Origin of the sequence: Antrihabitans cavernicola (assembly GCF_008297975.1) — a bacterium.
GTDB classification, from domain to species: domain Bacteria; phylum Actinomycetota; class Actinomycetes; order Mycobacteriales; family Mycobacteriaceae; genus Antrihabitans; species Antrihabitans cavernicola.
This window is the reverse complement of the sequence record NZ_VLNY01000011.1, coordinates 53,478-78,232: the sequence shown is the minus strand read 5'-3', so window position 1 is coordinate 78,232 and position 24,755 is coordinate 53,478. Positions and strand designations below refer to the sequence as shown.

26 protein-coding genes are annotated in these 24,755 nt (G+C 65.0%); 16 read left to right on the top strand and 10 right to left on the bottom strand.

What is annotated here, in order from left to right:
* The first annotated feature begins 23 nt into the window (after positions 1-23).
* From FOY51_RS20090 to FOY51_RS20080, 3 genes are read left to right on the top strand one after another with little or no spacing between them, the layout of a single operon-like run.
* Positions 24-1,238 (top strand): MFS transporter, encoded by a 1,215-nt coding sequence (locus tag FOY51_RS20090; protein WP_149432114.1) that lies wholly within the window; start codon positions 24-26, stop codon positions 1,236-1,238.
* Between the two features lie 4 nt (positions 1,239-1,242).
* A complete protein-coding gene (locus FOY51_RS20085) occupies positions 1,243-2,049 on the top strand; it encodes a TrmH family RNA methyltransferase (RefSeq protein WP_149432039.1) in 807 nt (268 codons plus the stop codon).
* Positions 2,046-2,345, top strand: coding sequence for a DUF2537 domain-containing protein (locus FOY51_RS20080; RefSeq protein WP_290367909.1), 300 nt, complete (start codon positions 2,046-2,048; stop codon positions 2,343-2,345). The genes FOY51_RS20085 and FOY51_RS20080 overlap by 4 nt, the downstream gene beginning before the upstream one ends.
* Here FOY51_RS20080 and FOY51_RS20075 read toward each other — a convergent pair whose 3' ends face one another.
* From FOY51_RS20075 to FOY51_RS20060, 4 genes are all read right to left on the bottom strand, one after another.
* A complete protein-coding gene (locus FOY51_RS20075) occupies positions 2,346-3,089 on the bottom strand; it encodes a DUF6928 family protein (RefSeq protein ID WP_149432038.1) in 744 nt (247 codons plus the stop codon).
* A gap of 77 nt (positions 3,090-3,166) precedes the next feature.
* Positions 3,167-4,087, bottom strand: coding sequence for a septation protein SepH (gene sepH, locus FOY51_RS20070; protein WP_149432037.1), 921 nt, complete (start codon positions 4,085-4,087; stop codon positions 3,167-3,169).
* A gap of 138 nt (positions 4,088-4,225) precedes the next feature.
* Entirely contained in the window at positions 4,226-5,350 is a 1,125-nt protein-coding gene (gene serC / locus FOY51_RS20065) for a phosphoserine transaminase (protein WP_149432036.1), read from the bottom strand.
* A gap of 75 nt (positions 5,351-5,425) precedes the next feature.
* Positions 5,426-6,553, bottom strand: coding sequence for a citrate synthase 2 (locus FOY51_RS20060; protein ID WP_149432035.1), 1,128 nt, complete (start codon positions 6,551-6,553; stop codon positions 5,426-5,428).
* A 209-nt stretch (positions 6,554-6,762) separates the two neighbouring features.
* On the opposite strand from FOY51_RS20060, the gene pdxH reads away from it, so the two are divergent.
* From pdxH to FOY51_RS20015, 9 genes are all read left to right on the top strand, one after another.
* The gene (gene pdxH / locus FOY51_RS20055) at positions 6,763-7,389 is read left to right on the top strand and encodes a pyridoxamine 5'-phosphate oxidase (protein ID WP_149432112.1); all 627 of its coding nucleotides are present in this window, start codon (positions 6,763-6,765) and stop codon (positions 7,387-7,389) included.
* Positions 7,386-8,687: an MFS transporter gene (locus FOY51_RS20050; protein ID WP_149432034.1), complete on the top strand. Its 1,302-nt coding sequence runs from the start codon at positions 7,386-7,388 to the stop codon at positions 8,685-8,687. Before pdxH ends, FOY51_RS20050 begins: the two co-directional genes overlap by 4 nt.
* Before the next feature lie 38 nt (positions 8,688-8,725).
* Positions 8,726-9,691, top strand: coding sequence for an aldose 1-epimerase family protein (locus FOY51_RS20045; RefSeq protein ID WP_149432033.1), 966 nt, complete (start codon positions 8,726-8,728; stop codon positions 9,689-9,691).
* A 13-nt stretch (positions 9,692-9,704) separates the two neighbouring features.
* Positions 9,705-10,619 carry a carbohydrate kinase family protein gene (locus tag FOY51_RS20040; protein ID WP_149432032.1) on the top strand — a complete coding sequence of 305 codons (915 nt, stop codon included), beginning with the start codon at positions 9,705-9,707 and terminating at the stop codon, positions 10,617-10,619.
* A 71-nt stretch (positions 10,620-10,690) separates the two neighbouring features.
* Positions 10,691-11,986 (top strand): citrate synthase, encoded by a 1,296-nt coding sequence (locus FOY51_RS20035; protein WP_149432031.1) that lies wholly within the window; start codon positions 10,691-10,693, stop codon positions 11,984-11,986.
* An 11-nt stretch (positions 11,987-11,997) separates the two neighbouring features.
* Positions 11,998-12,363 (top strand): FKBP-type peptidyl-prolyl cis-trans isomerase, encoded by a 366-nt coding sequence (locus tag FOY51_RS20030; protein ID WP_149432030.1) that lies wholly within the window; start codon positions 11,998-12,000, stop codon positions 12,361-12,363.
* A 72-nt stretch (positions 12,364-12,435) separates the two neighbouring features.
* Positions 12,436-12,939: a hypothetical protein gene (locus FOY51_RS20025; RefSeq protein WP_149432029.1), complete on the top strand. Its 504-nt coding sequence runs from the start codon at positions 12,436-12,438 to the stop codon at positions 12,937-12,939.
* Positions 12,940-12,943: 4 nt separating this feature from the next.
* Complete coding sequence (locus tag FOY51_RS20020) at positions 12,944-14,080, top strand: sensor histidine kinase (RefSeq protein ID WP_149432028.1); 1,137 nt, start codon at positions 12,944-12,946, stop codon at positions 14,078-14,080.
* The gene (locus FOY51_RS20015) at positions 14,047-14,718 is read left to right on the top strand and encodes a response regulator transcription factor (protein WP_235916540.1); all 672 of its coding nucleotides are present in this window, start codon (positions 14,047-14,049) and stop codon (positions 14,716-14,718) included. The genes FOY51_RS20020 and FOY51_RS20015 overlap by 34 nt, the downstream gene beginning before the upstream one ends.
* Before the next feature lie 22 nt (positions 14,719-14,740).
* Here FOY51_RS20015 and FOY51_RS20010 read toward each other — a convergent pair whose 3' ends face one another.
* Entirely contained in the window at positions 14,741-15,205 is a 465-nt protein-coding gene (locus FOY51_RS20010) for a hypothetical protein (RefSeq protein ID WP_149432027.1), read from the bottom strand.
* Between the two features lie 77 nt (positions 15,206-15,282).
* Positions 15,283-16,680, bottom strand: a complete 1,398-nt coding sequence (locus FOY51_RS20005) for an FtsW/RodA/SpoVE family cell cycle protein (protein ID WP_149432026.1) — start codon at positions 16,678-16,680, stop codon at positions 15,283-15,285.
* 358 nt (positions 16,681-17,038) lie between these two features.
* Here FOY51_RS20005 and FOY51_RS20000 point away from each other — a divergent pair, with 358 nt between their 5' ends.
* From FOY51_RS20000 to FOY51_RS19985, 4 genes are all read left to right on the top strand, one after another.
* Positions 17,039-17,527: a hypothetical protein gene (locus tag FOY51_RS20000; protein WP_149432025.1), complete on the top strand. Its 489-nt coding sequence runs from the start codon at positions 17,039-17,041 to the stop codon at positions 17,525-17,527.
* Between the two features lie 153 nt (positions 17,528-17,680).
* Positions 17,681-19,306 (top strand): LCP family protein, encoded by a 1,626-nt coding sequence (locus FOY51_RS19995; RefSeq protein ID WP_235916538.1) that lies wholly within the window; start codon positions 17,681-17,683, stop codon positions 19,304-19,306.
* Between the two features lie 100 nt (positions 19,307-19,406).
* Positions 19,407-19,613, top strand: coding sequence for a hypothetical protein (locus FOY51_RS19990; protein WP_149432024.1), 207 nt, complete (start codon positions 19,407-19,409; stop codon positions 19,611-19,613).
* A 71-nt stretch (positions 19,614-19,684) separates the two neighbouring features.
* Entirely contained in the window at positions 19,685-21,748 is a 2,064-nt protein-coding gene (locus FOY51_RS19985; protein WP_149432023.1) for a glycosyltransferase family 39 protein, read from the top strand.
* Here FOY51_RS19985 and FOY51_RS19980 read toward each other — a convergent pair.
* From FOY51_RS19980 to FOY51_RS19965, 4 genes are read right to left on the bottom strand one after another with little or no spacing between them, the layout of a single operon-like run.
* Positions 21,690-22,061, bottom strand: coding sequence for a hypothetical protein (locus tag FOY51_RS19980; RefSeq protein ID WP_149432022.1), 372 nt, complete (start codon positions 22,059-22,061; stop codon positions 21,690-21,692). The genes FOY51_RS19985 and FOY51_RS19980 overlap by 59 nt on opposite strands.
* Before the next feature lie 55 nt (positions 22,062-22,116).
* On the bottom strand, positions 22,117-23,436 hold the full coding sequence (locus FOY51_RS19975; RefSeq protein WP_149432021.1) for a sensor histidine kinase: 1,320 nt from the start codon (positions 23,434-23,436) through the stop codon (positions 22,117-22,119).
* On the bottom strand, positions 23,433-24,140 hold the full coding sequence (locus FOY51_RS19970; RefSeq protein WP_149432020.1) for a response regulator transcription factor: 708 nt from the start codon (positions 24,138-24,140) through the stop codon (positions 23,433-23,435). The genes FOY51_RS19975 and FOY51_RS19970 overlap by 4 nt, the downstream gene beginning before the upstream one ends.
* A gap of 13 nt (positions 24,141-24,153) precedes the next feature.
* Positions 24,154-24,735, bottom strand: coding sequence for a TetR/AcrR family transcriptional regulator (locus tag FOY51_RS19965; RefSeq protein ID WP_149432019.1), 582 nt, complete (start codon positions 24,733-24,735; stop codon positions 24,154-24,156).
* Positions 24,736-24,755: the final 20 nt, after the last annotated feature.

Below are 24,755 nucleotides of genomic sequence, written 5' to 3'. Positions count from 1 at the left end.
CTGTGCCCCAACGCTCCGTGTCGATGTTCGCAGCGCTGCGAGAGCGCAACTATCGGTTGTGGGCGTCCGGTCAGATCGTTTCACTCATCGGCACCTGGATGCAGCGGGTGGCGCAGGACTGGTTGGTGCTCACCCTTTCCAACGGGAACGCCCTCGCGGTAGGCATCGTCATGGCACTGCAATTCGGGCCGACGCTGGTGCTGTCCGTATGGGGCGGCGTGCTCGCCGATCGCTACGACAAACGTCGAATTCTCATCATGACGCAGCTCGCGATGGCGGCATCCGGGCTCGTTCTCGGTGTGCTCGACGTCGGTGGCGTGGTGGCGCTGTGGCACGTCTATCTGCTGGCGTTCGCGATGGGTTGTGCGTCCGCGATCGACGCGCCGGTCCGGCAATCGTTCACCATCGAGATGGTCGGTAAAGACCTGCTGTCCAACGCAATTGCGTTGAACTCCATGACGTTCAACCTTGCCCGCATCGTGGGACCTGCAATCTCGGGTGTGCTGATCACCTTGGTGGGCACCGGGTGGGTGTTCCTGATCAACGTCGTGTCGTTCGCCTGTGTGATCGCCGCGCTGGTCTGGATGGACGTAAGCAAGCTCAACGTCGTCGAGCACGCGGCAAAGGCAGGTGGACAGATCAGGGCCGGATTCCGCTACGTGTGGGAGCGCGCCGATCTGCGGGTGCTCCTCGCAACCGTGTTCATGGTCTCGACGTTCGGCCTGAACTTTCCGATCAGCCTGGCGGTGCTGGCGCGCAACAGCTTCGGACGCGGCGCGGATGCCTACGGTTTGCTGTCGACCACCCTGGCCATCGGAACGCTCGCGGGCGCGACGATTGCCGCGCGTCGAACCGGACCAGCTCAGCTGGGTGTATTTCTCGGGGCGGCAACGGCGTTCGGCGCGCTGGAGATGGCCGTCGGCTTCATGCCGAGCTATCCGTTGGTCGCGATCGCCTTGATTCCCACCGGCGCCGCGGTGCTCACCTTCACCACGTCGGCGATGAACATCCTCCAGATGTCGGTGCCGTCGGACATGCGCGGCCGCGTCATGGGCATCTACATGCTGTGCTTTCTGGGCGGAACACCATTGGGCAGTCCGCTGTTGGGGCAACTGGCCGACATCACGTCGCCGCGCGCACCGCTGGTCGTTGGTGGGGCGATCTCGTTGGTCGCGGCGCTGGTCGGCGGTGCGTTCCTGCGGCGGTTGCATCGACTTCCGGAGCGACCGGCAAGATAGTCGGGTGGCTTTCGTTGTCGACATAGCTGATCCAGCCGATCCTCGCCTGGACGATTTTCGCGATCTCAATTCGTCCGACCGGCGCCCGGACCTACCGGACGGCAAGGGTTTGGTGATCGCCGAGGGTGTGCTGGTCGCGGAGCGATTGGTCCAGTCGCGGTTCCGGACGCACGCGTTTCTCGGCGTGGAACGGCGCAGGCTCGAACTGCTCGACACGATCGCCGACCTCGACGTGCCGTTCTATCGCACCACTGCGGACGTGATGGCCGATGTGGTGGGCTTTCATCTCAATCGCGGCGTGCTCGCCGCCGCGCATCGCCCGCCGGCGCTGGAACTCGACGATGTGCTCGACGGTGCGCGTACGGTCGCCGTACTCGAAGGCGTCAACGATCACGAGAATCTCGGTTCCATGTTTCGCAACGCCGCCGGATTGGGTGCCGACGCAGTGCTGTTCGGCGACAAGTGTGCCGATCCGCTGTATCGGCGCGCGGTTCGAGTCTCGATGGGGCATGTTCTCCGCGTTCCGTTTGCCCGCGTCCCGGATTGGCCACGCGGGCTGGACCTGATCCGGCAGAAGGGATTTCAAGTGATCGCACTGACGCCCAACCCGACCGCGGTGCCGTTGGCACAGGCGATGACGGGGGAGCGGGTCGCGCTGCTGCTAGGCGCGGAGGGCCCTGGTCTAGCCGAACACACCATGCGCGCAACGGATGTCAGAGCCCGAATTCCGATGGCACCCGGCACCGATTCGCTCAATGTCGCCACCGCTGCCGCCATGGCGTTCTACGAACGTGTCAGGATGCAAGGGTGAGGCAGTTATTCGGCGATCCGGTCGACATCGACTCGTCGGAACCGACACCGTGGCCGACGGGTTTGCTCGTCGCGACGATGACAGGTGCCCTGATGCTTGCGGCCATCGTCGCGTTCGGACTGGCGCTCGCGCGCGTGAATCCGTTTCTGGCGGTAGGGATCAACGTGGTGGCGGTGGGTGGTGCGTTGCCGACGCTGTGGCGGTGGCGCCGCGCCAGGACGATCCGCTGGGTGATCTACGGCGTGAGCGCAGGCGTGCTGCTGGGCTGGATCGCACTGCTGCTCAGCGCGCTGTAGTCAGCTGTTCTTCCTGCGCAACCATTTACGCTTGGCGGCGCGACCCTCGTCGGTTCCGACGTGTTGCTGTTGCTGTTGCTGGTGGCGGGCAGGCGTCGCGGTCGGAACTTCGCCCTCCTTGTAGAGCGCGAAGCCCGTGACCACGATGGCCGATGGTTCGAGAGCACCTGTGCGGTCGCCCTGATAGCCGAAGGTCAGCCATTTGCGATTGGCGGCATCGGCGAACTGCTGCGGATCGAAGGGCAGCGACTGCGGATCGGGGAGTACTCCGGGCGGATGGGCGATAGGAAATTCTCCCGCCCAGAACGGCCGTTCCCACACCAGCGGCAGGCCGAGGTCCTCGTGGATATGCACCTTGGTCGCGCTGAACGAGCGCCGCAACGCACCGCGTTCCCAGATCGCGAACGCACCCCATTCGTGGCGGGCGTCGAAAGCTATCAGAAACGTCTGCTCGGATGCCAGCGGTCTGATCCACCCACCGGGAATCTCCGAGGGACGCGGCAGCGCCAACTGCGGACTGCAGACCACCGTGACGCCCGGATAGCAGCCGATGAAGATCTCGTTGGCGACGACGCCCGCGCCCGCGGAGATGGGGGCGCTGCTCGTCGGTACCGCTACCCGATCGGGAAAGAGCCTGCCCGCCAACGCCTGTGCCGCATCGTGATCCGACTCAGGATGCTCGCGAAGGACCGCGTGCGGGTCCGGGGCGTCCACGTACCAGATCGTTGATGCTTTGGCCGCCACGGCCGACACCTCGCTTTCGTCCGTTCTCGAAGCAAAAGACTACGACTTTTGTCCCTACTAGGAGAACAGAAGCAAGGCTAGTGCCCGGAGCTCCGAACACCGAGCAGCACGTCTTCCCAGGACGGCATCGACGGTTTGCCGCGCTTGTCCTTGCTGTTCTGGTGCGCGGGGGCCGGCTTCGGTGCCGCCGACTCGCCGGCCTCGCTGGAGCTGGACCTCGGTGCGGTCTCGCCCGTCGCGGTCACCGGCTCCGACTGCTCCACCCGTTCTGGCTCGGTGGTCGTCGGGGCGTTGCTCGGCACCGAGCTGTAGTAGTCGTCCAGAGTGTGCTGGGTGTCGTCGGCCGCGGGTGCGTCGACTGCGGCCCCGTCGACAACCGTCGCCATCGGGACCGGCGCGAGGCCGCGCAGCGGACGACCGAAGTCCGGATCCACCAGATCCGTTGCGGCCTTGTCCATTGCCCTGACGGTGCCACCGTGCGCGTCGGGCAGGAAGGTCCAGTGGGCAGCGTTGTTGCTGCGGCCCGCCTTCCAGGTCAACTGCGCGACCCAGTGGCCGTCGTCGTCCTTCCACGCGTCCCACTCCGCCTGCTCGAAGTTGTGTCCGCGAGCCTTGAAGGCAAGCTGCACCACCTCGGCGAGCGTCATGACCGCAGGGCCGTTCTCCCGAACGGGATGACCCTTCTGGGCAAGATCGGCGGCGCGGGATCGCTCGAGCAGAACCGGATAGGCGAACCGCTCGACGCGGCTGGCCGCCATTCCGGATTCGGCGGCAACCTGTTCGACCGAGGCGCCTGCGCGGATCCGAGCCTGGATGTCCTTGGGCCGTAGCGTGCTTTCCATCTCGATCTCAATCTGACCAAAGCGTGCGATGTCTCCGCGGGAAGCCGCGCGGAGCTTGTCATCGGCTGGCAGCCGGAACTTTTGGCCGGTCTCGGAATCGGCGCACACAAGGTGCGTACCGCTGGGCTCGAGTCCGATCACTCTCAGTTCTCGCACTTCGACCTCCTTATCGCGCCGGCTCGCGATATCCGCCCGTCCAACCGACAGTAATGCACTTGTGATCTTGACTGGGGAGGACACGCGGCCGGTCGCCGCTCGATGAGAAAGTCAGCCGAGTTGCGCTGGATACATGACTCAGCCGAGCTGAGATACGACCCAGTCGATGCTCTTGGTCAGCGCTGTGACGTCATCCGGTTCGATGGCCGGGAACATGCCGACGCGCAACTGGTTGCGGCCGAGCTTGCGGTACGGCTCGGTGTCGACGATTCCGTTGGCGCGCAGGATCTTTGCAACGGCTGCAGCATCGACCTTGTCGTCGAAGTCGATGGTGCCGACCACCTGCGAGCGGTGTGCGGGATCGCTGACGAACGGCGTTGCGAACTCGCTTGCCTCGGCCCACGAGTACAACCGCGACGACGAATCGGCGGTGCGCGCGGTTGCCCAATCCAGGCCACCGTTGCTGTTCAGCCACTCGATCTGGTTGGCGAAGAGCAGCAGCGTCGCCAGGGCAGGCGTGTTGTACGTCTGGTCCTTGGAGCTGTTGTCCACGGCGATGGGCAGCGACAGGAAGTCCGGCGTCCAGCGGCCCGACGACTTGATCTCCTCGACCCGCGCGAGGGCGGCCGGGCTCATCAGGGCAACCCACAACCCGCCGTCGGAGGCGAAGCACTTCTGCGGCGCGAAGTAGTAGACGTCGGCGTCGGCGACGTTGACCGGGAGGCCACCTGCACCCGACGTGGCGTCGATGGCGATCAGCGCGTTCTCCGAGCCTGCCGGACGCGAGACCGGAATCGCGACACCGGTCGAGGTCTCGTTGTGGGCCCAGCCGATGAGGTCGACGGACGGATCCGAGGTGGGCTCGGGTGCGCTACCCGGCTCGGCGCTGACGACGATCGGGTCGCCGATGAACGGGTTGCCCTTCGCGACCGAGGCGAATTTGGAGCTGAACTCACCGTTGGTCAGGTGCAGTGACTTCTCGCGGATCAAGCCGAAGGCGGCCGCATCCCAGAACGCGGTGGTGCCACCGTTACCCAGGACCACCTCGTAGCCCTCGGGCAGCGAGAACAGATCGGCCAGTCCGGAGCGCACCCGGCCGACGACGTTCTTGACCGGCTTCTGCCGGTGGCTGGTACCGAAGACCGAGGCGCCGACGTCGACCAGAGACTGCAGTTGTTCCGGGCGAACCTTGGACGGTCCGCAGCCGAATCGGCCGTCGACCGGCTTCAGCTCGGCGGGAATGGTCGGCGTGGTCTCAGCCATACGAGGATGCACCCTTTGCTGTGTCGGTTGTCGAACGTCGCGTCAGAGTCTAGTTGGTGCGATTGCGGCCCTGATTCAGCTCCGGCTGAGCTGATCCCAGCCTTCGACGTCCTTCGGCGCACGCGGGCTCGGTCCGGTGTAGAGCGCTGCCGGGCGAACCAGCTTGCCCAAGCGCTTCTGCTCCAGGATGTGGGCGCACCAGCCCGCAGTGCGGCCGCAGGTGAACATCGCCGGCATCATGTGCGCGGGCACCTCGGCGAAGTCGAGAATGACCGCTGCCCAGAACTCGACGTTGGTTTCGATCGCGCGGTCCGGGCGGCGCTCTCGAAGCTCGGCGAGAGCGGCCTGCTCCAACGCAGCGGCAACCTCGAAGCGCGGCGCGTCGAGCCGTTTGGCGGTGGCACGCAGCACCCGGGCGCGGGGGTCTTCGGCCCGGTAGACACGGTGGCCGAAGCCCATGAGCTTTTCTTTGCGGTCGAGGATGCCCTTGACCAGCGCACGTGCGTCGTCGTGCTTCTCGACCTCTTCGATCATCGGCAGCACGCGGGCAGGCGCACCGCCGTGTAGCGGACCGGACATCGCGCCGATGGCACCGGAAAGCGACGCAGCGACGTCGGCGCCGGTGGAGGCGATGACGCGGGCGGTGAACGTCGACGCGTTCATGCCATGCTCGGCGGCAGAGACCCAGTAGGCGTCGATCGCCTCGGTGTGGCGTGGGTCCGGGTCACCCTTCCAGCGAGTCATGAATCGTGCTGTGACGGTGGAACATTCGTCGATGACCTGCTGCGGTACGGCAGGCTGGTAGATGCCACGGGCCGACTGGGCCACATAGGACAACGCCATCACCGACGCGCGGGCGAGCTGATCGCGTGCGGTCTCGTCGTCGATGTCGAGCACCGGCTGGTAGCCCCAGATAGGTGCGAGCATGGCCAGGCCGGCCTGGACGTCGACGCGGACGTCGCCGGTGTGGATGGGCAGCGGGAACGGCTCGGCGGGCGGCAGTCCGTGGCCGAAGCGACCGTCGACCAGCAGGGACCACACGTCACCGAACGTGACGTTGGCCGCAACCAGCTCTTCGATGTCGACACCGCGGTACCGCAGGGCGCCGCCGTCCTTGTCCGGCTCGGCGATATCGGTCGTGAAGGCGAGTACGCCTTCCAGTCCGCTGACAAAATCTTCGGGAACTGTCGCGCTCGCTGCCATGATCGTGAGCTCTCTCTCTGCTACTGCCGTGCCATGCCCGGTCCGGGCGGCAACGGCCACTGCAATTCGTCGGTCGGACGAGGCGAATCACAGCAACCTTAGCTTGTCGAACCGTGCGGACGAGGCGAGCCCTACCCGGGGGTAGCGTTTGGTCAGTGGCGTCAGATCAGAGTCCCGAACACTCCCTCTCCGGGAGCGACCTCGCTGCGATGCGAGTCAACTACGGCGGTAGCTCCGACCTGGACGAATCGTGGCTCGACCAGGGCTGGGAACCGTTGATGCGGCACTGGCTGCGCGATGCTGTCGACGGCGGAGTCGCGGAGCCGAACGCCATGGTTCTTGCCACCGTCGACGCGGCCGGTCACCCTGCGAGCCGCGTCGTTCTGTGCAAGGACATCGGGCCCGACGGCATCGTGTTCTACTCCAACTACGGCTCCGACAAAGCTGCTCAACTGACGGCGAATCCGCACGCGTCCGCGACGTTCGGCTGGCCACTGATAGCGCGACAGATCACCCTGCGCGGCGAGGTCGAGCGGGTGTCGTCGGAACGTACGCAGCGGTACTGGCAGAGCAGGCCCCGCGGATCCCAGCTGGGCGCCTGGGCGTCGCAACAATCCCGCCCGATCGGCACCAGAGCCGACCTCGAGCGGGCCCTCGCCGATGTGACGGCGCGCTTCGGCGACGCCGGCGAGATCCCGGTACCACCGCAGTGGGGTGGCTTTCTGCTCCGACCCGCCACCGTGGAGTTCTGGCAGGGCAAGGAAAATCGCCTGCACAACAGGGTTCGGACGACGGCGACCGACAGCGGGTGGCGAACCGAACGGCTGCAGCCGTGAACGCTCGCATTCTCGCCGACACCACACCACTGAAGAATCCGAACTTTCGTAGGCTGTGGATCACCAGCGTCGTCACCGTGATCGGTGGTCAGCTCAGCATCGTCGCCGTTCCGCAGCAGATCTTCGAGATCACTCGAAACTCCGGATACGTCGGGCTCGCAGGCCTTTTCGCGCTTGCGCCGCTGATCGTGTTCGGGCTGTGGGGTGGTGCGCTGGCCGATGTGATGGACCGTCGCAAGTTGATGATGATCACCAGCGCCGGCCTGGGCATCACGTCGTTGCTGTTCTGGATTCAAGCGGCGCTCGGCATGCGAAACGTGTGGCTCGTGCTGATCCTGCTGGCAGTCCAGCAGGCGTTCTTCGCCATCAATCAACCGACGCGGACGGCCATTCTGCCGCGGCTGCTGCCCCCTGAACAGCTGGCCGCCGCGAACTCGTTGAGCATGACGATCTTTCAGTTCGGGGCAATCGCGGGACCGCTGCTCGCGGGCATTCTGATTCCCACTCTCGGTCTTGCAACGCTCTACTTGATCGACTCGATCGCTCTGCTCGCGACGCTGTGGGCGGTGTTCAAGCTGCCCGCGTTGCCGCCCACCGGAGCCGTGCGGCGAGCAGGACTGCGCGAGGTGCTCGACGGTTTCGTCTACCTTGCGACGCAACGAGTGTTGCTCGCCTCGTTCGTCGTGGACATCATCGCGATGGTGTTCGGCATGCCGCGCGCGCTGTTTCCGCAGATCGCGCACGAATCGTTCGGCGATCCGATCGAGGGCGGGCTGGTGCTCGGCCTGCTGTTCGCGGCGATGTCGGTGGGCGCGGTGATCGGTGGCGTGTTCTCCGGCTGGCTACCGCGTATTCGGAGGCAGGGCCTCGCGGTCGTCGTGTGCATCGTCTTGTGGGGTCTCGCGATGCTTGGGTTCGGTATCGCGGTCGGGTTCGCGGGTGGCGGTGCGACGACGATCTGGCTGTGGCTGGCTCTGCTGTTCCTCGCAATCGGTGGCGGCGTCGACATGATCTCCGCCGCGTTCCGGACGACGATGCTGCAGCAGGTGGCGACCGACGAAGTGCGCGGTCGGCTCCAGGGGGTGTTCACGGTCGTGGTCGCCGGTGGCCCGCGCATCGGTGATCTCGCTCACGGTACCGCGGCCGCAGGGGTCGGCACTGCTGTTGCCGCAGGTGGCGGCGGCATTCTGGTGGTCGTCGGGGTGGTGATTGCAGCCGCGCTGATTCCCGCGTTCGTGCGGTATCGCGTCGGTTCCGCGGCGCCGGACGAGCCGCGAACCGCCGGTGGCGTCGGTTGACCTGACAAGAAGCAGGGGTTCGGAGCAGACTTGTGCGCATGACCGAACCCGTGGTGCGTCACGAGACTGACGGGACGTCGACTGCGCGTACGTTCCAAATTCAATTCGGCGACTACCGAGCCGAAGTGGTGTCGACCGGTGCGGGCTTGCGCATGCTGGAACGAACGATCGACGGTGCTGCTTACCCACTCACCGAATCTTGGCCCGCCGGAACGAAACCGCCGTTGTCGGCAGGTCTTGTCCTTGCACCGTGGTCGAACAGAATTCGCGACGGTCATTTCGATTTCGACGGCATCGATCATCAGCTCGAGATCACCGAACCCGCGCGCAACAACGCGATTCACGGATTGGTGCGGCGACGCGATTGGCGGCTCGAAGAACATCAGAGCGCGCGCGTCAAGCAGTCGATCGACGTCGGCCTGCACAAGGGCTGGCCGTATCCGATGCGGCTCAGCGTGACTCACGAGGTGGGCGACGACGGTTTGACCGTGACGCACACCGCCACCAACACCGGTGTGGTGCCTGCACCGTTCGGTCTCGGCATACACAGCTTCGTTCGCGCGGGCAACGTTCCGCTCGACGACTGCACGTTGCAACTCACGGCCGGCGTGTGGCAGCCGATGGAGCCGGAGCGGATGCTCCCCGTCGGTCCCTGTCTGCCGGTGTGGAATTCGCGATACGACTTCACCAAGCCGCAGCCGTTGAAGGGGCAGTGGCTCGATACGCCGTTCGGCTCGATCGTTGCCGACCCCGACGGCAAGGCGCGCCACATCCTGCGCGCTCCCGACGGCACGGGAACCGTGTTGTGGACCGGCCGAGAGTTCAACTGGATCCAGGTGTTCACGGCGGACCCCGAGCACGACCAGGGCTACCCGGATCGCGGCCGCGCGCTGGCGATCGAGCCGATGACGTGCCCGCCCAACGCATTCAACTCCGGAATCGACGAGATCGTCCTCGAGCCAGGCCAGACCTGGAGCGCGAAGTGGGGAATGGCCACGCTGTGAGTGGGGTGGGGCTGTGAATCTGCTGGTGTGCGGCGAGGCGCTGGTCGATCTGGTCCCGACGGACGACGGCCTGCTCGCCCCGAAGCTGGGTGGCGGGCCGTTCAACGTGGGCGTGACCCTCGGCAGGCTCGGCAGTGCTGTGGGATTCCTGTCGAGGCTCTCCACCGACCCGCTCGGCGAACGATTGCTACGCCGCTTGTCGGACTCCGGCGTCGACACATCCCTGGTCCAGCGTGGGCCCGAGCCGACCACCTTGGCTCTGACGTCCATCGACGACGACGGCGGAGCGCAGTACACGTTCTATGCCGAGGGCACCGCCGACCGGTTGGTCGCCGATCCCGGACAACTGCCCGATACGGTCACCGCGCTGTCCTTCGGCACGTTGTCGCTGCTCTACGAGCCGGGGGCGACGGTCTACGAGAACCTGATGATCCGGTCGCGAGCGGCGGGAAAGGCCGTGATGCTCGATCCCAACGTGCGACCTGCGGCCATTAGCGATCCCGCGGCCTACCGAGCCCGGTTCGACAGCTGGCTGCCGCATGTCGACATCCTGAAGGTCTCCGTCGACGATGCCGACTGGCTGGCCGCAGACAACGGCAGCACCGAGAGCGACTGGCTACGACAGGGCGTCGGCGCGGTCCTGACGACCCGCGGCGCGGACGGTCTGTCGGTGCGGACACCGGACGTCGACGTGACGGTTCCGGTGGCGGGATCGGACGTCGTGGACACGATCGGCGCTGGTGACACCGTGCACGGAGCACTGCTCCACTGGCTGGACAAGGCCGATCTTCTGCATCCCGACGAGATCCGCATCTGCTCCGCGCAGCATTGGGAACAGGCACTTCGGTTCGCGGCGAGAGCCGCGGCGGTGACCGTATCCCGGGCCGGTGCGGACCCTCCTTGGGCGAAAGAGCTGGCGGGCGACTAGCGTCTAACCGTCTGCACTTGCTCGCCCTGTTCATCTTTTGTTCTGCTGCTCGAGCCTGAGAGGGATACTTCGTGCCCGCTGAGAATGATGCCAATCCGACTCTGCACTACCCCGGTGGCGAGTACTCGATGTCGATCGCGAAAGCGACCGAGGGAACCGACGGGATACAACTCGGAAAGTTCCTGTCGACAACGGATTACACGACCTTCGATCCCGGCTTCGTGAATACTGCGTCGACCAAGTCGGCGATCACCTACATCGACGGTGACGCGGGCATCCTGCGCTACCGCGGTTACCCGATCGATCAGCTGGCGAAGAAGTCGACCTTCATGGAGGTCAGCTACCTGCTGATCTACGGTGAGCTGCCGACGGCGACCGAGTTGGAAGAATTCACCAACAAGATCCGCCGCCACACGCTGCTTCACGAGGACCTGAAGCGCTTCTTCGACGGCTTCCCTCGCAACGCGCATCCGATGCCGGTGCTCTCGAGCGCGATCAATGCCCTGTCTGCGTACTACCAGGACTCGCTGGATCCGTACGACGACGCCCAGGTGGAGCTCTCGACCATCCGACTGCTCGCGAAGGTGCCGACCATCGCGGCCTACGCGTACAAGAAGTCGGTGGGGCAGCCGTTCCTGTACCCGGACAACTCGTTGAACCTGGTCGAGAACTTCCTGCGGATGACGTTCGGCTTCCCCGCGGAGCCCTACGACATGGACCCCGAGTTCGTGCAGGCGCTCGACATGCTCCTGATCCTGCATGCCGACCACGAGCAGAACTGCTCCACGTCCACGGTTCGCCTGGTCGGCTCGTCGGACGCCAACCTGTTCACCTCGGTTTCGGGCGGGATCAACGCACTCTGGGGGCCACTGCACGGTGGTGCGAACCAGGCGGTGCTGGAGATGCTGGAGAAGATCCAGGCCGACGGCGGCGACGTCGACTCCTTCATCAAGAAGGTCAAGAACAAGGAAGACGGCGTGAAGCTCATGGGCTTCGGTCACCGCGTCTACCGCAACTACGATCCGCGTGCCGCGATCGTCAAGGAAGCCGCGCACGGCATCCTGGAGAAGCTCGGCGGCAACGACGAATTGCTCGATATCGCACGGGCTTTGGAGGAGCGTGCGCTCACCGACGACTACTTCGTCGAGCGCAAGCTGTACCCGAACGTCGACTTCTACACGGGAGTCATCTACCGCGCCATGGGATTCCCCACGCGGATGTTCACGGTGCTCTTCGCCATGGGCCGGTTGCCCGGGTGGATTGCGCATTGGCGAGAACTGCACAACGAACCGGTGAAGATCGGCCGTCCGCGCCAGATCTACACCGGATACACCGAACGCGCGTACACGGACCTGTCCGGCCGCTGAAAGGGATGTCGATGACCAAGCCCGAGATCGAGTTTCAAGAAGGACCCGCGCCCACCGATCTGGTGATCAAGGATCTGGTGATCGGCGACGGCGCCGAGGCCGTTCCCGGCGGCAAGGTCGAGGTGCACTATGTCGGTGTCGAGTACGACACGGGCGAAGAGTTCGACTCCTCGTGGGGCCGTGGCGAATCCATCGAGTTTCCGCTGCGTGGGCTGATCAAGGGCTGGCAGGACGGCATTCCGGGCATGAAGGTGGGCGGCCGTCGGCAGCTGACGATTCCGCCGGAGCTGGCCTACGGGCCCGCCGGTGCGGGGCACCGACTGTCGGGCAAGACACTGGTCTTCATCATCGATCTGCTCGACGCCAGCGAGGGCTGACCTCTCGAGGTTCCACCCACGGTCCACCCGTGGGTGGTGTTCTCGGCTCTGCGTGACGCGCAGAGTCGAGTCATGACTTCCCAGTACGCACTCGACATCGTTATCGCCGTCCTCGTTCTCGGCTACATCATGTGGCGGCAGACGCAATGGCGCGTCGTCGATCACGGGAAGATGTGGCGCCTGCCCATCATCCTCGGCATCATCGGCGTGGTGGCGATCGGCCAATCCGATACCGCCGCAGCCGGATTCACTCCGCTGGCGATCGCGGTTCTGGTCGTCGAAGGTGCGCTGGCGGTCATCGTCGGCGTGTGGATGGGTGGCCTGTCGCAGTTCGCCCGAAACGAGCACGGCGATCTGGTCGCTCGCACCGGAGCTGCCGGCTCGATGTTGTGGCTGCTGCTGATCGCGGTCCGGATCGCGCTCGACGTGGCCGCCGTGAACATGGGTGCGAAAGTAGTGGCCTCCGGCGGTGTCATTCTGTTGATGCTGGCGCTGAACAGGCTGGGCCGTACCGCGGTGCTCGCGCGGCGGGCGGAAACACTTCCAGCACAACTGACATCGAGTGCGGCACACTGACACGGTGTCCGTAGCCGCGGCGGCACCCCTGCAGACCGCCGGCTCGGCCAGGCTCCTTCGCCTGGTCGGGCTGGTTGCCGTGCTGCTTCCGTTTCTGACGTCGCAGTCACGCGGCGAGAGCGTGTGGGTATGGGCGGCGACGATCGTTTCGTGCCTCGGCTGGCTGGGGTGGGCGCTGCTGCCGAATCGGCTGTCGTGGGCGCAGGCGGGCTGCCTGGTGGCGATGGCCCTCTTCGGTGGACTGATCTGCGGACCGGTACCGATCGCGACGATCTCCGTGGTGGCCGCCATTTTCGCCGCGATCGCGATGCTCGAGTATCCGCTCGCGTTCGGCGTGGGTGTCACCGCCGTCGGAACGATCACCTCGACGTTGTCGTCGATCCTGCACCGCGACAACGCCGTTGCGATCATCTCCACGCTCGGCGGGATCGTCGTCGTGGTTCTGATGGGGTGGAGCCGACGACAGTTTCGGGTGAGCGCCGAACAGAATCGGCGTCTCGTCGAGCAGACGCGCGTCATCCGAGCCGAGCGCGACCGTGCTGCCGCCCTGGCAGAGCGAGGACGAATTGCGCGCGACATTCACGACGTCCTCGCGCACACGCTCGGCGGGTTGGTTCTGCAGCTCGACGCGGCCGATGCGCTGATCGAAGCCGGTGACATCGACGGTGCGGCGCAACGGGTTCGGGCATCCCACGCGCTCGCGGTGTCCGGGCTCAACGATGCTCGCGACGTCGTGGGCACGCTGCGCGCCGATCGGGTGGATCTGGCCGCCGAGATCGAGCGCCTTGCCGGCGAGCATCGCTCTGCGGGTGAACGGGTTAGCGTGTCGATCGAGGGCGACGCGAGCAGTGTCGACCAGCAGGGATCCGTCGCCCTTGTCCGGGTGTTGCAGGAATCGCTGACCAATGCCCGCAAGCACGCTCAGGGAGCGCCGGTGACCGTCACGCTGCAGGTAGACCCGAACCGAACGGAATTGGTCGTGATCAACGATCGCGCGGCGCAATCCGCGATTCTCGGTGTGTCAGGGGCAGGCGTCGGCTTGCTCGGGATGCGAGAGCGAATCGTCGCGCTCGGTGGGACCCTGGATGCGGGAAAGGACGGTGACCGGTGGCGAGTGCAGATAGCGATTCCGCGCAGGTGATCACCGTCGTCGTCGCCGACGATCAGACCACCGTTCGAGAAGGGCTCACCACGGTGTTGTCGCTGTTGCCCGACATCGAGGTGGTGGGGGAGGCCCGCGACGGTGCCGCTGTGATCGACATCGTCGAACGCGTGCATCCCCAGGTGGTGCTGATGGATCTGCGGATGCCGGGTGTCGACGGCGTCGCGGCGACGAAGGCGATCACTGCCGACCACCCGGATACCGCCGTGCTGGTACTCACGACCTATGCGGACGACGAATCCATTGCGGGCGCGCTGCGAGCCGGTGCCCGGGGCTATCTGACCAAGGATGCGGGCAGGCGTGAGATCGCGGCCGCGGTGCGTGCTGTGGCCAGCGGACATTCGACCTTTGCCGCCGAGGTGGGCAACAGGATTGTGTCCGCCTTGTCGAACCCAGCCTTGTCAAACCCTGCGCCGCCACCTGTTTCAGGTCTGAGCGCCCGCGAACTCGACGTGCTGACGCTGATGGCCAAGGGGCTCAACAACTCCGAGATCGCGGAGCGCTTGTTCGTCGGCGTCAGCACGGTCAAGAGCCATATCAATTCGATCTTCGCGAAGCTTCAGGTTCGTGACAGAGCGCAGGCCATCGCGCATGCGCACGGTCTCGGAATCGGCTGATCGCTCCGCCCAGATCGGTTGCTCACCTGTTGAATATCGATTGGATCAGGTCGTCGCCGATGCCGAAACCCGCGCCGGATGCCATGGCCTGGCCGAAACCACCGCCGAGGAAGCGGTGCAGGGCTCCGCCGCCGCCTGCTCCGTAGCCGGGCTGTGCGTAGCCGCTCTGCTGGAATTGCGGTGCGTACTGCGGCTGCGGCTGATACTGCTGCACCGGTTGCTGATACTGAACAGGCTCCGGCGCCTGCTGCTGGACGTGATTGTCGACCAGCGTGTGAATCGACTGGAGCAACTGAGTTGCTTGGCCCTCCTCGTCACGGATGGCCAACGCAATCTCCCTGAGGTCGAGTTGCCAACCGCGGGCATTCTGGTCGCCTGATGTCGCTGCGGCGTCGAGCTTCGACGCGAGCGCCTGCAACAACCCGGCGGTCTGCTGCGATTGCTGCTGCAGTGCCGAGTACGCGTTGTCGACTGTTTGGCTGTCCATTGCTGAATCCTCCGGTGAATCGGGTGCGGTTGTCTTCTACGGTCGGTCGATCGCGCTGAGTCGAATCTCGGCGCTGTTCATGTGAGTGGCCTGTGAACTATCTGCGTTTCTGCTTCGGATATCGGGTGGACCGGCTTGCGAACCGCCGGTGGCGGATGAGTGCGCGCTTCGTCGGAGACGCGCAGCAGGATGGCGATGACGATGTAGTTGGCGAGCAGTGACGATCCGCCGTACGACATGAACGGCGTGGTGATACCGGTCAGCGGAATCAGCTTGGTCACGCCACCGACCACGACGAAGAGCTGCCAGCCGATGGAGAACGCAAGACCGCCGGTCAGCAGCGTTCCGAACGAATCATGCACGGCCAGAGAGGTTTTGAATCCACGGATGGTGATCACCAGGAACAGCACGATGACCGCGGTCAATCCGATCAAGCCCAGTTCTTCGCCGATGGTCGAGATGATGAAGTCGGTCTTCGCGAACGGAACAGCTTGCGGTCGGCCTGCGCCGAGGCCGGTGCCGAGCATGCCGCCGGTGCCGAGGCCGAACAACGACTGTGCGATCTGATAGCCGTTGCCGTAGTACGTCGAGAACGGATCCCGCCACACGTCGACCCGAACCCGAACGTGCGCAAACAGGTTGTAGGCGATCACGCAGCCGACCGCGAACATCAGTAGACCGACGACCAACCAGGAAACCCGGTCGGTCGCGATGTAGATCATCGCGAGAATCGTTCCGAAGATCAGCAGCGAAAATCCCAGATTCTCTTCGACGACCAACACGACGATCGCCACACCGCTGGCGAGCAGCAGTGGGGCAAGATCGCGCAGGCGTGGGAACGTCATTCCCAGAACGCGGCGGCCTGCGATGGTGAACAACTCGCGGTGTTGCACAAGGTAGGCGGCGACGAAGATCAGCAGCAGCACCTTTGCGAACTCTCCTGGCTGCACCGAGAATCCGTGAAATCGCACCCAGCTCTTGCCGCCGTTGACTTCGCTGAATCGTGACGGCAGCACGGCGGGCACCAGGAGCAGCAGCAATCCGGCCAGGCCGCAGGTGTAGGCGTAGCTCGCCAGCGATCGATGGTCGCGAACGGCGATCAGCACCGCGGAGAACAGCACGATTCCCAGCGCCATCCATACCAGTTGGTGCGGAGCGTCGGGAGAGGGTAGCGGTGTCCCGGCTGCTGCGTCGGTTGCCTCTGCATGATCGAGGCGATCGATGAACACCAAACCGAGGCCGTTGAGCAGAGTTACGCACGGGAGGATCACCGGGTCCGCGGCCGCGGCGAACCGGCGCACAACCAGATGCGCAACGAGGGCCAGTGCCGCGAAGATCGCCAGGTATCGATATACGTAGTCGTCGATTCCCACGCCGCGGCCGAAGTCCATCAGCGCCCAGGCAACGCCTGTGGTCGTCAGCGCCAACACCAGCAGCGCCAACTCTGAGTTCCGCCCGCGGATGGCGTTGATCATGTGCTCGATTCAGGACACCGGCGCGCCGGAGTCGTGCGAACCGGAGTCGTGCGAGCCGCGATGAAACAGTCGGCCGACAACGTTCTCCGTCTTGCGGCGAAGGCCATGAGCAGCTGACTCGACCTCGTGCTCGCCCGCAGCGAGCGGGCTCGTCGCTTCACGTAACAATCGTCCCAATTGTCCAGCACCCCAACGGAGCTGGCCTAATACGCCATCGGCCACAAAGAGTCACGCTAGCACTCGGGGGGCGTGTCGGCGTCCCGAGATTCTCGCCGAACAGCCGTCGGAGTCGGGCCGATGTGGACTAGCGTCGGTGATCGAACGACGTGACGTTGTGAGGTGTGTGATGGCAGACCGAATGTCTTCCCAGGATGTCGCTGACCGATGGTCGAAACTTCGCCACGAATGGCACGAACGCCTCGATCCGAACGAGCAGTCCGCCGTCATCTCGTGGGCGGCGTTCACCGCGGTATTCGGCGGTGTGCGGGCCCTCACGCACTGGATACGAGCCGGTCACGGACCTAAGGGCGGTGGAATGAGCCTTGGGGGCCAACATTTCCATCACTACAACATCGGCATCGCACTCCTTGCCGGTGTCGGCGCGGTTGCGTTGCGCGGGACCGACGAGGACCGTCGACACCCGGCGGTGGCGGTCGCGTACGGTTCCGGCGGCGCGCTGATCGTCGACGAGCTTGCACTCCTGCTCGACCTGAAGGATGTGTACTGGGCGCAGGACGGGCGCAAGAGTGTGGATACCGCCGTGGGCTTGATCGCGGTCGGGGCTACCTTCTTCGCGGGTCTGCCGTTCTGGCCATCGGCGCGCGCCGCAATTCAATCGCCCGGCTAGTCCGAAGCGCGGCATTTATCGCCTTGGTCGCGAATGTGCGATTCAGGTTGGTGCCGTTGACCATTCAGGTCACTCACAGGTTTACACAGGTATTCTCGCAACGCACAGCGGATAGTTCTTCGGTCGTCCGCGTCACTGAATGCGAGAGGCCGCGTGACCCGGATACAGCAGCCGCGACATGCGCGGCGGGTGGAACCTTCGCCGCGTCGACCGATCGCCAAGGCGATGGGTCGATCCCTGGTTGCGCTCGTTGCACTCCTGGTCGTGGTGGGGACCGGAGCGGGTTGGGGCGCCTACCGCAGTGCGACAGCGAATTTCACCCAATCCGGTGCGCTGGACGACGAACCCGACTCGGGAAGCGGCGAACAGAACATCTTGATCATGGGGCTCGACAGCAGGCTCGACGAGAAGGGCCAACCGCTTCCGTCGGACATCTACGACGCGTTGCATGCCGGCGATCAGAACGTCGGTGGCTACAACTCCAACGTTCTTATGCTCCTGCACATTCCAGGTGACGGGTCGAAGGCGACCGCGATCTCGATTCCGCGCGACGACTACGTCGATTTGGCAGGCTGCGATCAGGCGCCGTGCAAGGGCAAGATCAAGCAGGCCTACGGAGTGGCTTACCAAGGTGCCAAGGACAAGCTGACGGCGGCGGGTGTCACCGACCAACAACAGCTGGAACAACAGTCGCGCGAAGCGGGGCGCAAAGCCGAAGTGAGCACTGTCCGAAAATTTCTGGGCGGCGTGCCGATCGACCACTTCGTCGAAGTGACGTTGGTCGCGTTCTTTCAGATCGCGCAGGTGGTGCAGCCGATCGAGGTCTGCCTCAACGAGGACACCTCCGACGACTACTCGGGTGCCCAGTTCCACAAGGGCGTGCAGGAGATCGATGCGAAGCAAGCCACTGCGTTCGTCCGTCAGCGCCGCGATCCCAACACCGATCTGAACTTCACCGACCTGGACCGCGATCGTCGCCAGCAGGCGTTCATCGTCTCGCTCAGCCGCAAATTGGAACAGAACGGCACGCTCACCAACTTCGGGCAGCTACAGGGCATTCTGGACGTCGCCAAGCAGAACATCGCCATCGACAAGGATTTGGATCTGGCCGCCCTGGCGAAGAGTGCGTCGACGTTCACCGGCGGCAACGTCTCGTTCTACACCCTGCCAATCGACCATTTCGGACAGACCGATGACGGTGAGGACGTCAATATGGTGGATCTGCCGACCATCCATGCGATCGTCGGCCAGTTGATCGGGCACCAGTCGCAAACGTCCGCGACCACCACCCCGACCACCACGGCGCCGCCGACAGCCGTGTCCGATGCGGCAAGCACCACTCTCGACGTCGTCAATGCCTCCGGGCAGACCGGTCAAGCGGCCCAACTGGAGGACAACCTGTCGTCACGGGGATTCGTCCAAGGATCGGCTTCCAACGGCGATATCGCTGCCGCGTCGTCGGTGGAGTACGGTCGCGGCGCGCAGCAGCAGGCAGGGGAGTTGGCGACGATGCTCGGCGGTGGATTGTCCGCCGCTGCCAACGCCGACATCCCGTCGAACACCGTGCGCCTGACGGTGGGAACGTCGTTCACGCTGCCGTCGAGCATCAGCGATACCGCGGATCGTACGGCGACGTCCGCGGTCAGCAGCGACTCGACGACAACCACGGCCCCACCCACGAGTGTCACAGCGGTGCCGGCAACCGGACACGGCGACAACGCCCCGGTGCCAACCGATCTCAGCGCACTGAGTGGTGCTGACGTGCCCTGCGTGAAATGAGACAAGTCGGGTCAAGGTTCGCGTTCGTGACAATTGAACCCATTGCGACACAGCGGCTTTCGGTTGGTCCTGCGAATCGACGCCGGACTATTGTGCAGGTATGACTTACGGTGCTCCGCTGGCTGCCGCCGTAATTCCGCACGGCGGCGGGTTTCTCGCCATCCTTATCGCGAGCATCATGGTGTGCCTGATCGCCGCTACGGCGGCGATCGAACTGCGGCGCAATGTCTTCGTGTGGATGATCGGTAGTTTCGTCGTCACCTTCGCCGCCACCAGCCTCGTGCATGCGGCTCTTGCCAGTTCCTGACGCCTGAGGCTCCCAGGCAACGTCCAGCGAGTGCACAGCTTCGGCATAGCTCGCTGCTCGACACTTGTGCCATGACCCTGACGACCGACGCCGAGCGCACAACAGAGCCCACCGTCGCGATTGCGGCTGTGGACGCGCACAGATCGCGGCGCCTGACTCGTCGCACCTGGGAGCGAGGCGGACTGGTCGCCTTGCTGCTCGCGACCGCCATTGCCTACCTCTGGAACATCACCGTCAACGGCATGGGCAATCAGTTCTATGCCGGAGCCGCACAGGCCGGTTCCAAGAACTGGGAGGCGTTGCTGTTCGGTTCGCTGGATACCGGCAACTTCATCACCGTCGACAAACCGCCGGTGTCGCAATGGGTCATGGGGCTGTCGGGTCAGCTGTTCGGATTCTCCAGCGCCAGCATGATGATCCCGCAAGCGTTGATGGCCGTAGCCGCGGTTGCGCTGCTGTACGGGGCGGTGGCGAGGGTGAGCGGCAACGGTGCCGGGCTACTGGCGGGATCGGCACTGGCACTGACGCCGGTGGCGGCGTTGATGTTCCGGTTCAACAACCCCGACGCGGCAATGGTGCTGCTGATGATGGCAGGTGCTTACTGCACTATCCGGGCCCTGGAGAAAGCAAGCGTGCGATGGCTGGCCCTTGCCGGTGTCGCGCTCGGGTTCGCATTCTTGGCAAAGATGCTCGAAGGCCTGATGGTGTTGCCCGCACTCGGGCTGGCCTATCTGGTCGTTGCTCCGACTTCGTTCCGTAAGCGAATTCTGCACTTGCTCGGAGCCGCTGTGGCGCTGACACTGTCGTCAGGCTGGTACGTCCTGATCACGCTGCTGTGGCCGGCATCGTCACGGCCGTACATGGCGGGTTCGACCGACAACAACTTCATGAACCTGGTGCTCGGCTACAACGGACTCGCGCGCGTCCTCGGTCGCAATCACGGTGGCGGCGGTGCGGCGGGTGGACACGGTGGTGGCGGTGCAATGCCGGGAGGATTCACCCCTCCGTCAGGAGCGGCGATGAACCATGGCGGCGGGCACGGCGGTTTCGGAAGCCAATCCACCGGTCTCGCACGACTCTTCGGTGGGGAGCTGGGATTCGAAATCTCCTGGCTGCTCCCAGCGGCACTGATCGCACTGGTTCTGGTCCTGGTTGCCCGTGGCCGACGGCCGCGGACCGATCTGATTCGGGGTGCGGCGATCGTCTTCGGCGGCTGGCTGGTTGTCGACGGACTGGTATTCAGCTACATGAACGGGATGTTCCACGCCTACTACACACTGGCGATCGCACCGGCAATCGCAGGGTTGATCGGACTCGGCGTACGCGAGATGTGGACGGTGCGCGATCGCGCCCTCGGCCGCTTCGGGTCGGCCGCGATCGTGCTCGCCCTCGGCGGGTGGGGGTTCGTGCTGCTCGGTCGCAATGCCGACTGGTTTCCCTGGTTGCGGTGGGCGATCCTCGTGGTCACGGTCGTGGCGGCATTCGGTCTCGTCGGCACATCGATCAAGGGCTTACGACGGTTTACCGGCGCATTGCTGATCGCCGGTGTGATCGCTGGACTGGGTGGGTCGGCAGCGTACGCAGTTGCCACGATCGGGCAGCCGCACACTGGCGGCAGCCCTACCGTGGGGCCGGCATCGTCCGGGCAGGATCACGGTGGCTTCGGCGGACAGGGCCAAGACAACCCGGCGTTGGACTCTTTGCTGGAGTCGACTACGACGCGCTGGTCGGCCGCGGTCAACCGGTCCTCTGCGGCGGCGGCACTGGAACTGCCCACCGGAACGGCTGTCATGGCGATCGGCGGCTTCAGCAACGATCCGACGCCGACGTTGGCCCAGTTCATCGGCTACGTGAAGGATCACCAAGTCAGCTACTACGTTGCGCAGAGCAACGGCGGTAGAGGCGGCCAGTCTGCGCCGACAGCATCCACTCACGCAGGTGCGCAGGGCAATTCGACACACCCGAAGTCGACCACGGGCGGCAGCACGCAAAACCGAAGCGCGACGGCTCAGTCGAATCGGGGCGGCTCGTCCACCAGTCCAAGCGGTCAGATCGCGTCGTGGGTCGCGGCGAACTTCACGCCGACCACCGTCGGGACCGCGACCGTCTACAACCTCTCCGGATACGCGGGCTGATCGGTAGGTTCGTCGTCACCACCGCCGCGCCGAGGACAGCAGCGCATACAGCGCCACCCGCGATCAGGTACATGCCCACGTCCGCGCCGCGAGGACTGTCGACCTCCAGCGTGATGGCACTTCCCAGTGTGTCCGCGATGGCCGCCTGCTGCGCGGCCGTCCGCGCCGGAGCGTTGGCCAGGCCGGAGTTGACGATTGCCACCGGGCCGCGGTCCGTCGAGTCCGGCCACAGGTACCATCCGACACACGCTCCTGCGACGGCAATCACACCGACTGTGACCATACCGACTGTGGCCATCGGGTTTCGATTCATACCTGCACGCTAAGCACCGGTTGTGCGGCAATCGTGGCAGGAGCGTGTGGGCTCTCTAAGAGAGCGTGGCCGCAGGAAACTCGATCACGAGGCGGACACCGCCGAGCGCGCTGTCTTCGAATCGTGCACTGCCACCGTGCAGTTGCGCCTGCTGGGCCACGAGGGCGAGTCCCAGCCCGGACCCGCCACGAGCCGCCGTCGTGCCGCGGTAGAACCGTTCGAAGACAGCCGAGCGTTCGTCCGCGGGAATTCCCGACCCGTCGTCGTCGACGGCAATGGTCACGCGCCCCTTGCCATCCCGATGCGCCGACACGACGGCGTTGCGTGCGGCTCCGTGACGGAATGCATTGCTGAGTGCGTTGTCGACGGCAAGTCGTAGGCCGGCGGGCAGGCCCGTGATCACCAACGTTGGATCGGATTCCACGCGGACGTCCAGCCCTGGAAAATGGCGCCGCGCATCGTTGGCGGCAAGGTCGCACAGTTCCACCACGTCGGTGGGCACATGATCCTTCGCCGCCGCCAACTCGCCGGATGCGAGTCGCTCCAACGCCGTCAGTGTCGCCTCCACCCGCCCTTGGGTGCGTTGCATGTCGTCGAGAATTTCGGCGCGTTGCGCGGCGTCGAGATCGACCGTGCGCAGCACTTCGATGTCGGTTCGCATGGCCGTCAGCGGTGTGCGCAATTCGTGTGCCGAGACGGCCGAGAAGTCGCGAGCTGTGGTCAGGGCTGCGGTGGTATCGGCCTGCGCGTCGGCGACTCGCTGCAGCATCACGTTGATCGCGACCCCCAACTCTTCGGCTTCGCGGACGCCGGACACCGTGGTCAACGGTGCAGGCGTGGGTTCGCTGATGCGGCGCGTGAGCTGCACGATCGGGCGAACGGCACGGCCACCGAGCAGCCACCCGAGTCCAGCCGCAGCGGCGACGGCCAGAACTCCGGCGCCCACCACCTGACGCTGCTGCTTCGACGTCTGCTCGGCGGCCGACGCGGCCGGAAGCGCCAGGGTGGTCGCCTTGTCGGGGTTCTTCGCGTCGACGATCGTGTACGTGCGGTAGGGGATTCCCTGCACCTTCACACTGTGCGAGCCGCCTGCCACCGCGGGCAGCTCGGTCGGCGTGCTGGCGTCGACGTTGCCGTTTGTCCGTACGGTCAGCGCGAACGGTGTCGAGTCGCCGAGAGTGCTCAGAACGTTCACTGCGAGCCCGGTATCGAAAACTGCCAGGGGAGCGGCGGTTTCGAGCCGCTGATCGATCTCTCGGAGGTTGTTGCGCTCGATTGCCTGTGCCACCAGAAATCCCAGTATCACCACGATGATGGTCGCGCCGAGCGCCGTTGCGGCGGCGACGCGAGCGCGCAGGGAGTACGACCTCTTCAACGCTGTTCTCGCAGAACGAAACCCACACCGCGCACGGTGTGCAGAATGCGCGGATGACCGTCGACCTCGAACTTTCGTCGTAGATATCCGACGAAGACATCGACCACGTTCGTGTCGGCCACGAAGTCGTAGCCCCAGACCAGTTCCAGCAGTCGCTCACGGCTGAGCACCACGCCGGTGTTGCGGGCCAGCGTCGACAGCAGCTCGAATTCTCTTTTGGTGAGCTCGATTTCGCGACCCGCCAAGAACGCGCGGTGACCGGGAAGATCCACGGACAACGCGCCGACGGTGACGCCGCCGTGACCGGCAGGCGGTTGCTGGGTGTCCGGACGTCGACGCAGCAGCGCGCGAAGTCGCGCGACCAACTCCGCCAACACGAACGGTTTGGTCAGATAGTCGTCGGCACCCGACTCCAGTCCTGCGATGCGCTCGTCGACCGAACTGCGCGCGCTGAGCACACAGATCGGCACGTCGCTTCCGATCGCGCGCAACGCGGTGACAACGCCGACGCCGTCCAGCACCGGCATGTTGATGTCGAGCACGATGGCGTCCGGTGAATGATCGGCGGCGGACTTCAGTGCGGCGGCGCCGTCGACCGCGGTGATGACGTCGAATCCGGAGAGCCGCAAGCCGCGTTCGAGCGATGCGAGCACGTCTCGGTCGTCGTCGACGACCAGCACCTGTGCCCCCAGGGTTTCGCTCACCGGTTCATTGTGCCTAAGGCACTTCGACGGGCAAGGTTGCGAGTGCGACCAATTCTCGGGCGGCGGCGTCGGTTCGCTCTACGTCGTGGGTGGTTTGGCGGTCCAGCAGCAACCCGCGAAAGCTTGCGATGACAATCGTCGCGCGCGCCTCGGCAACCGCCGATGGGAGGCCGCAGCGGACCAGGGCCGCCATCAGTGACGCCATCCAGATCTGCATCACGTCGGCAAGATATCCAGCCAATGCGACCCGTATCGGATCTGCACTCGACATGCTGAGTACCTGCATCAGAACGGCGACGTGTCGCCCCACCTGTCCTGTGCACATTTCATGCCACACGAAGTTCGCTGCCGCGCGGAATTCATCCGTGGTCTGGATGTGTGCAACAGCGGTCGCGATGTCCGGTCGCACCGTTTCGAATGCCTTGACCAGCATGTCTTCTTTACTACCGAAGTAATGCATGAGCATGCGGGGGCTGGTGCCCAATTCGGCGGCCAGCGGTCGCAGCGACAGTCCCGCCACACCGTGTTCGAGCATGTAGGCGACGACACCGGCCAGCAGGTCGGCCCTGCGTTGGTGGTTGATGGGGTGCGGCACGTTCAGACTGTAACGACTGC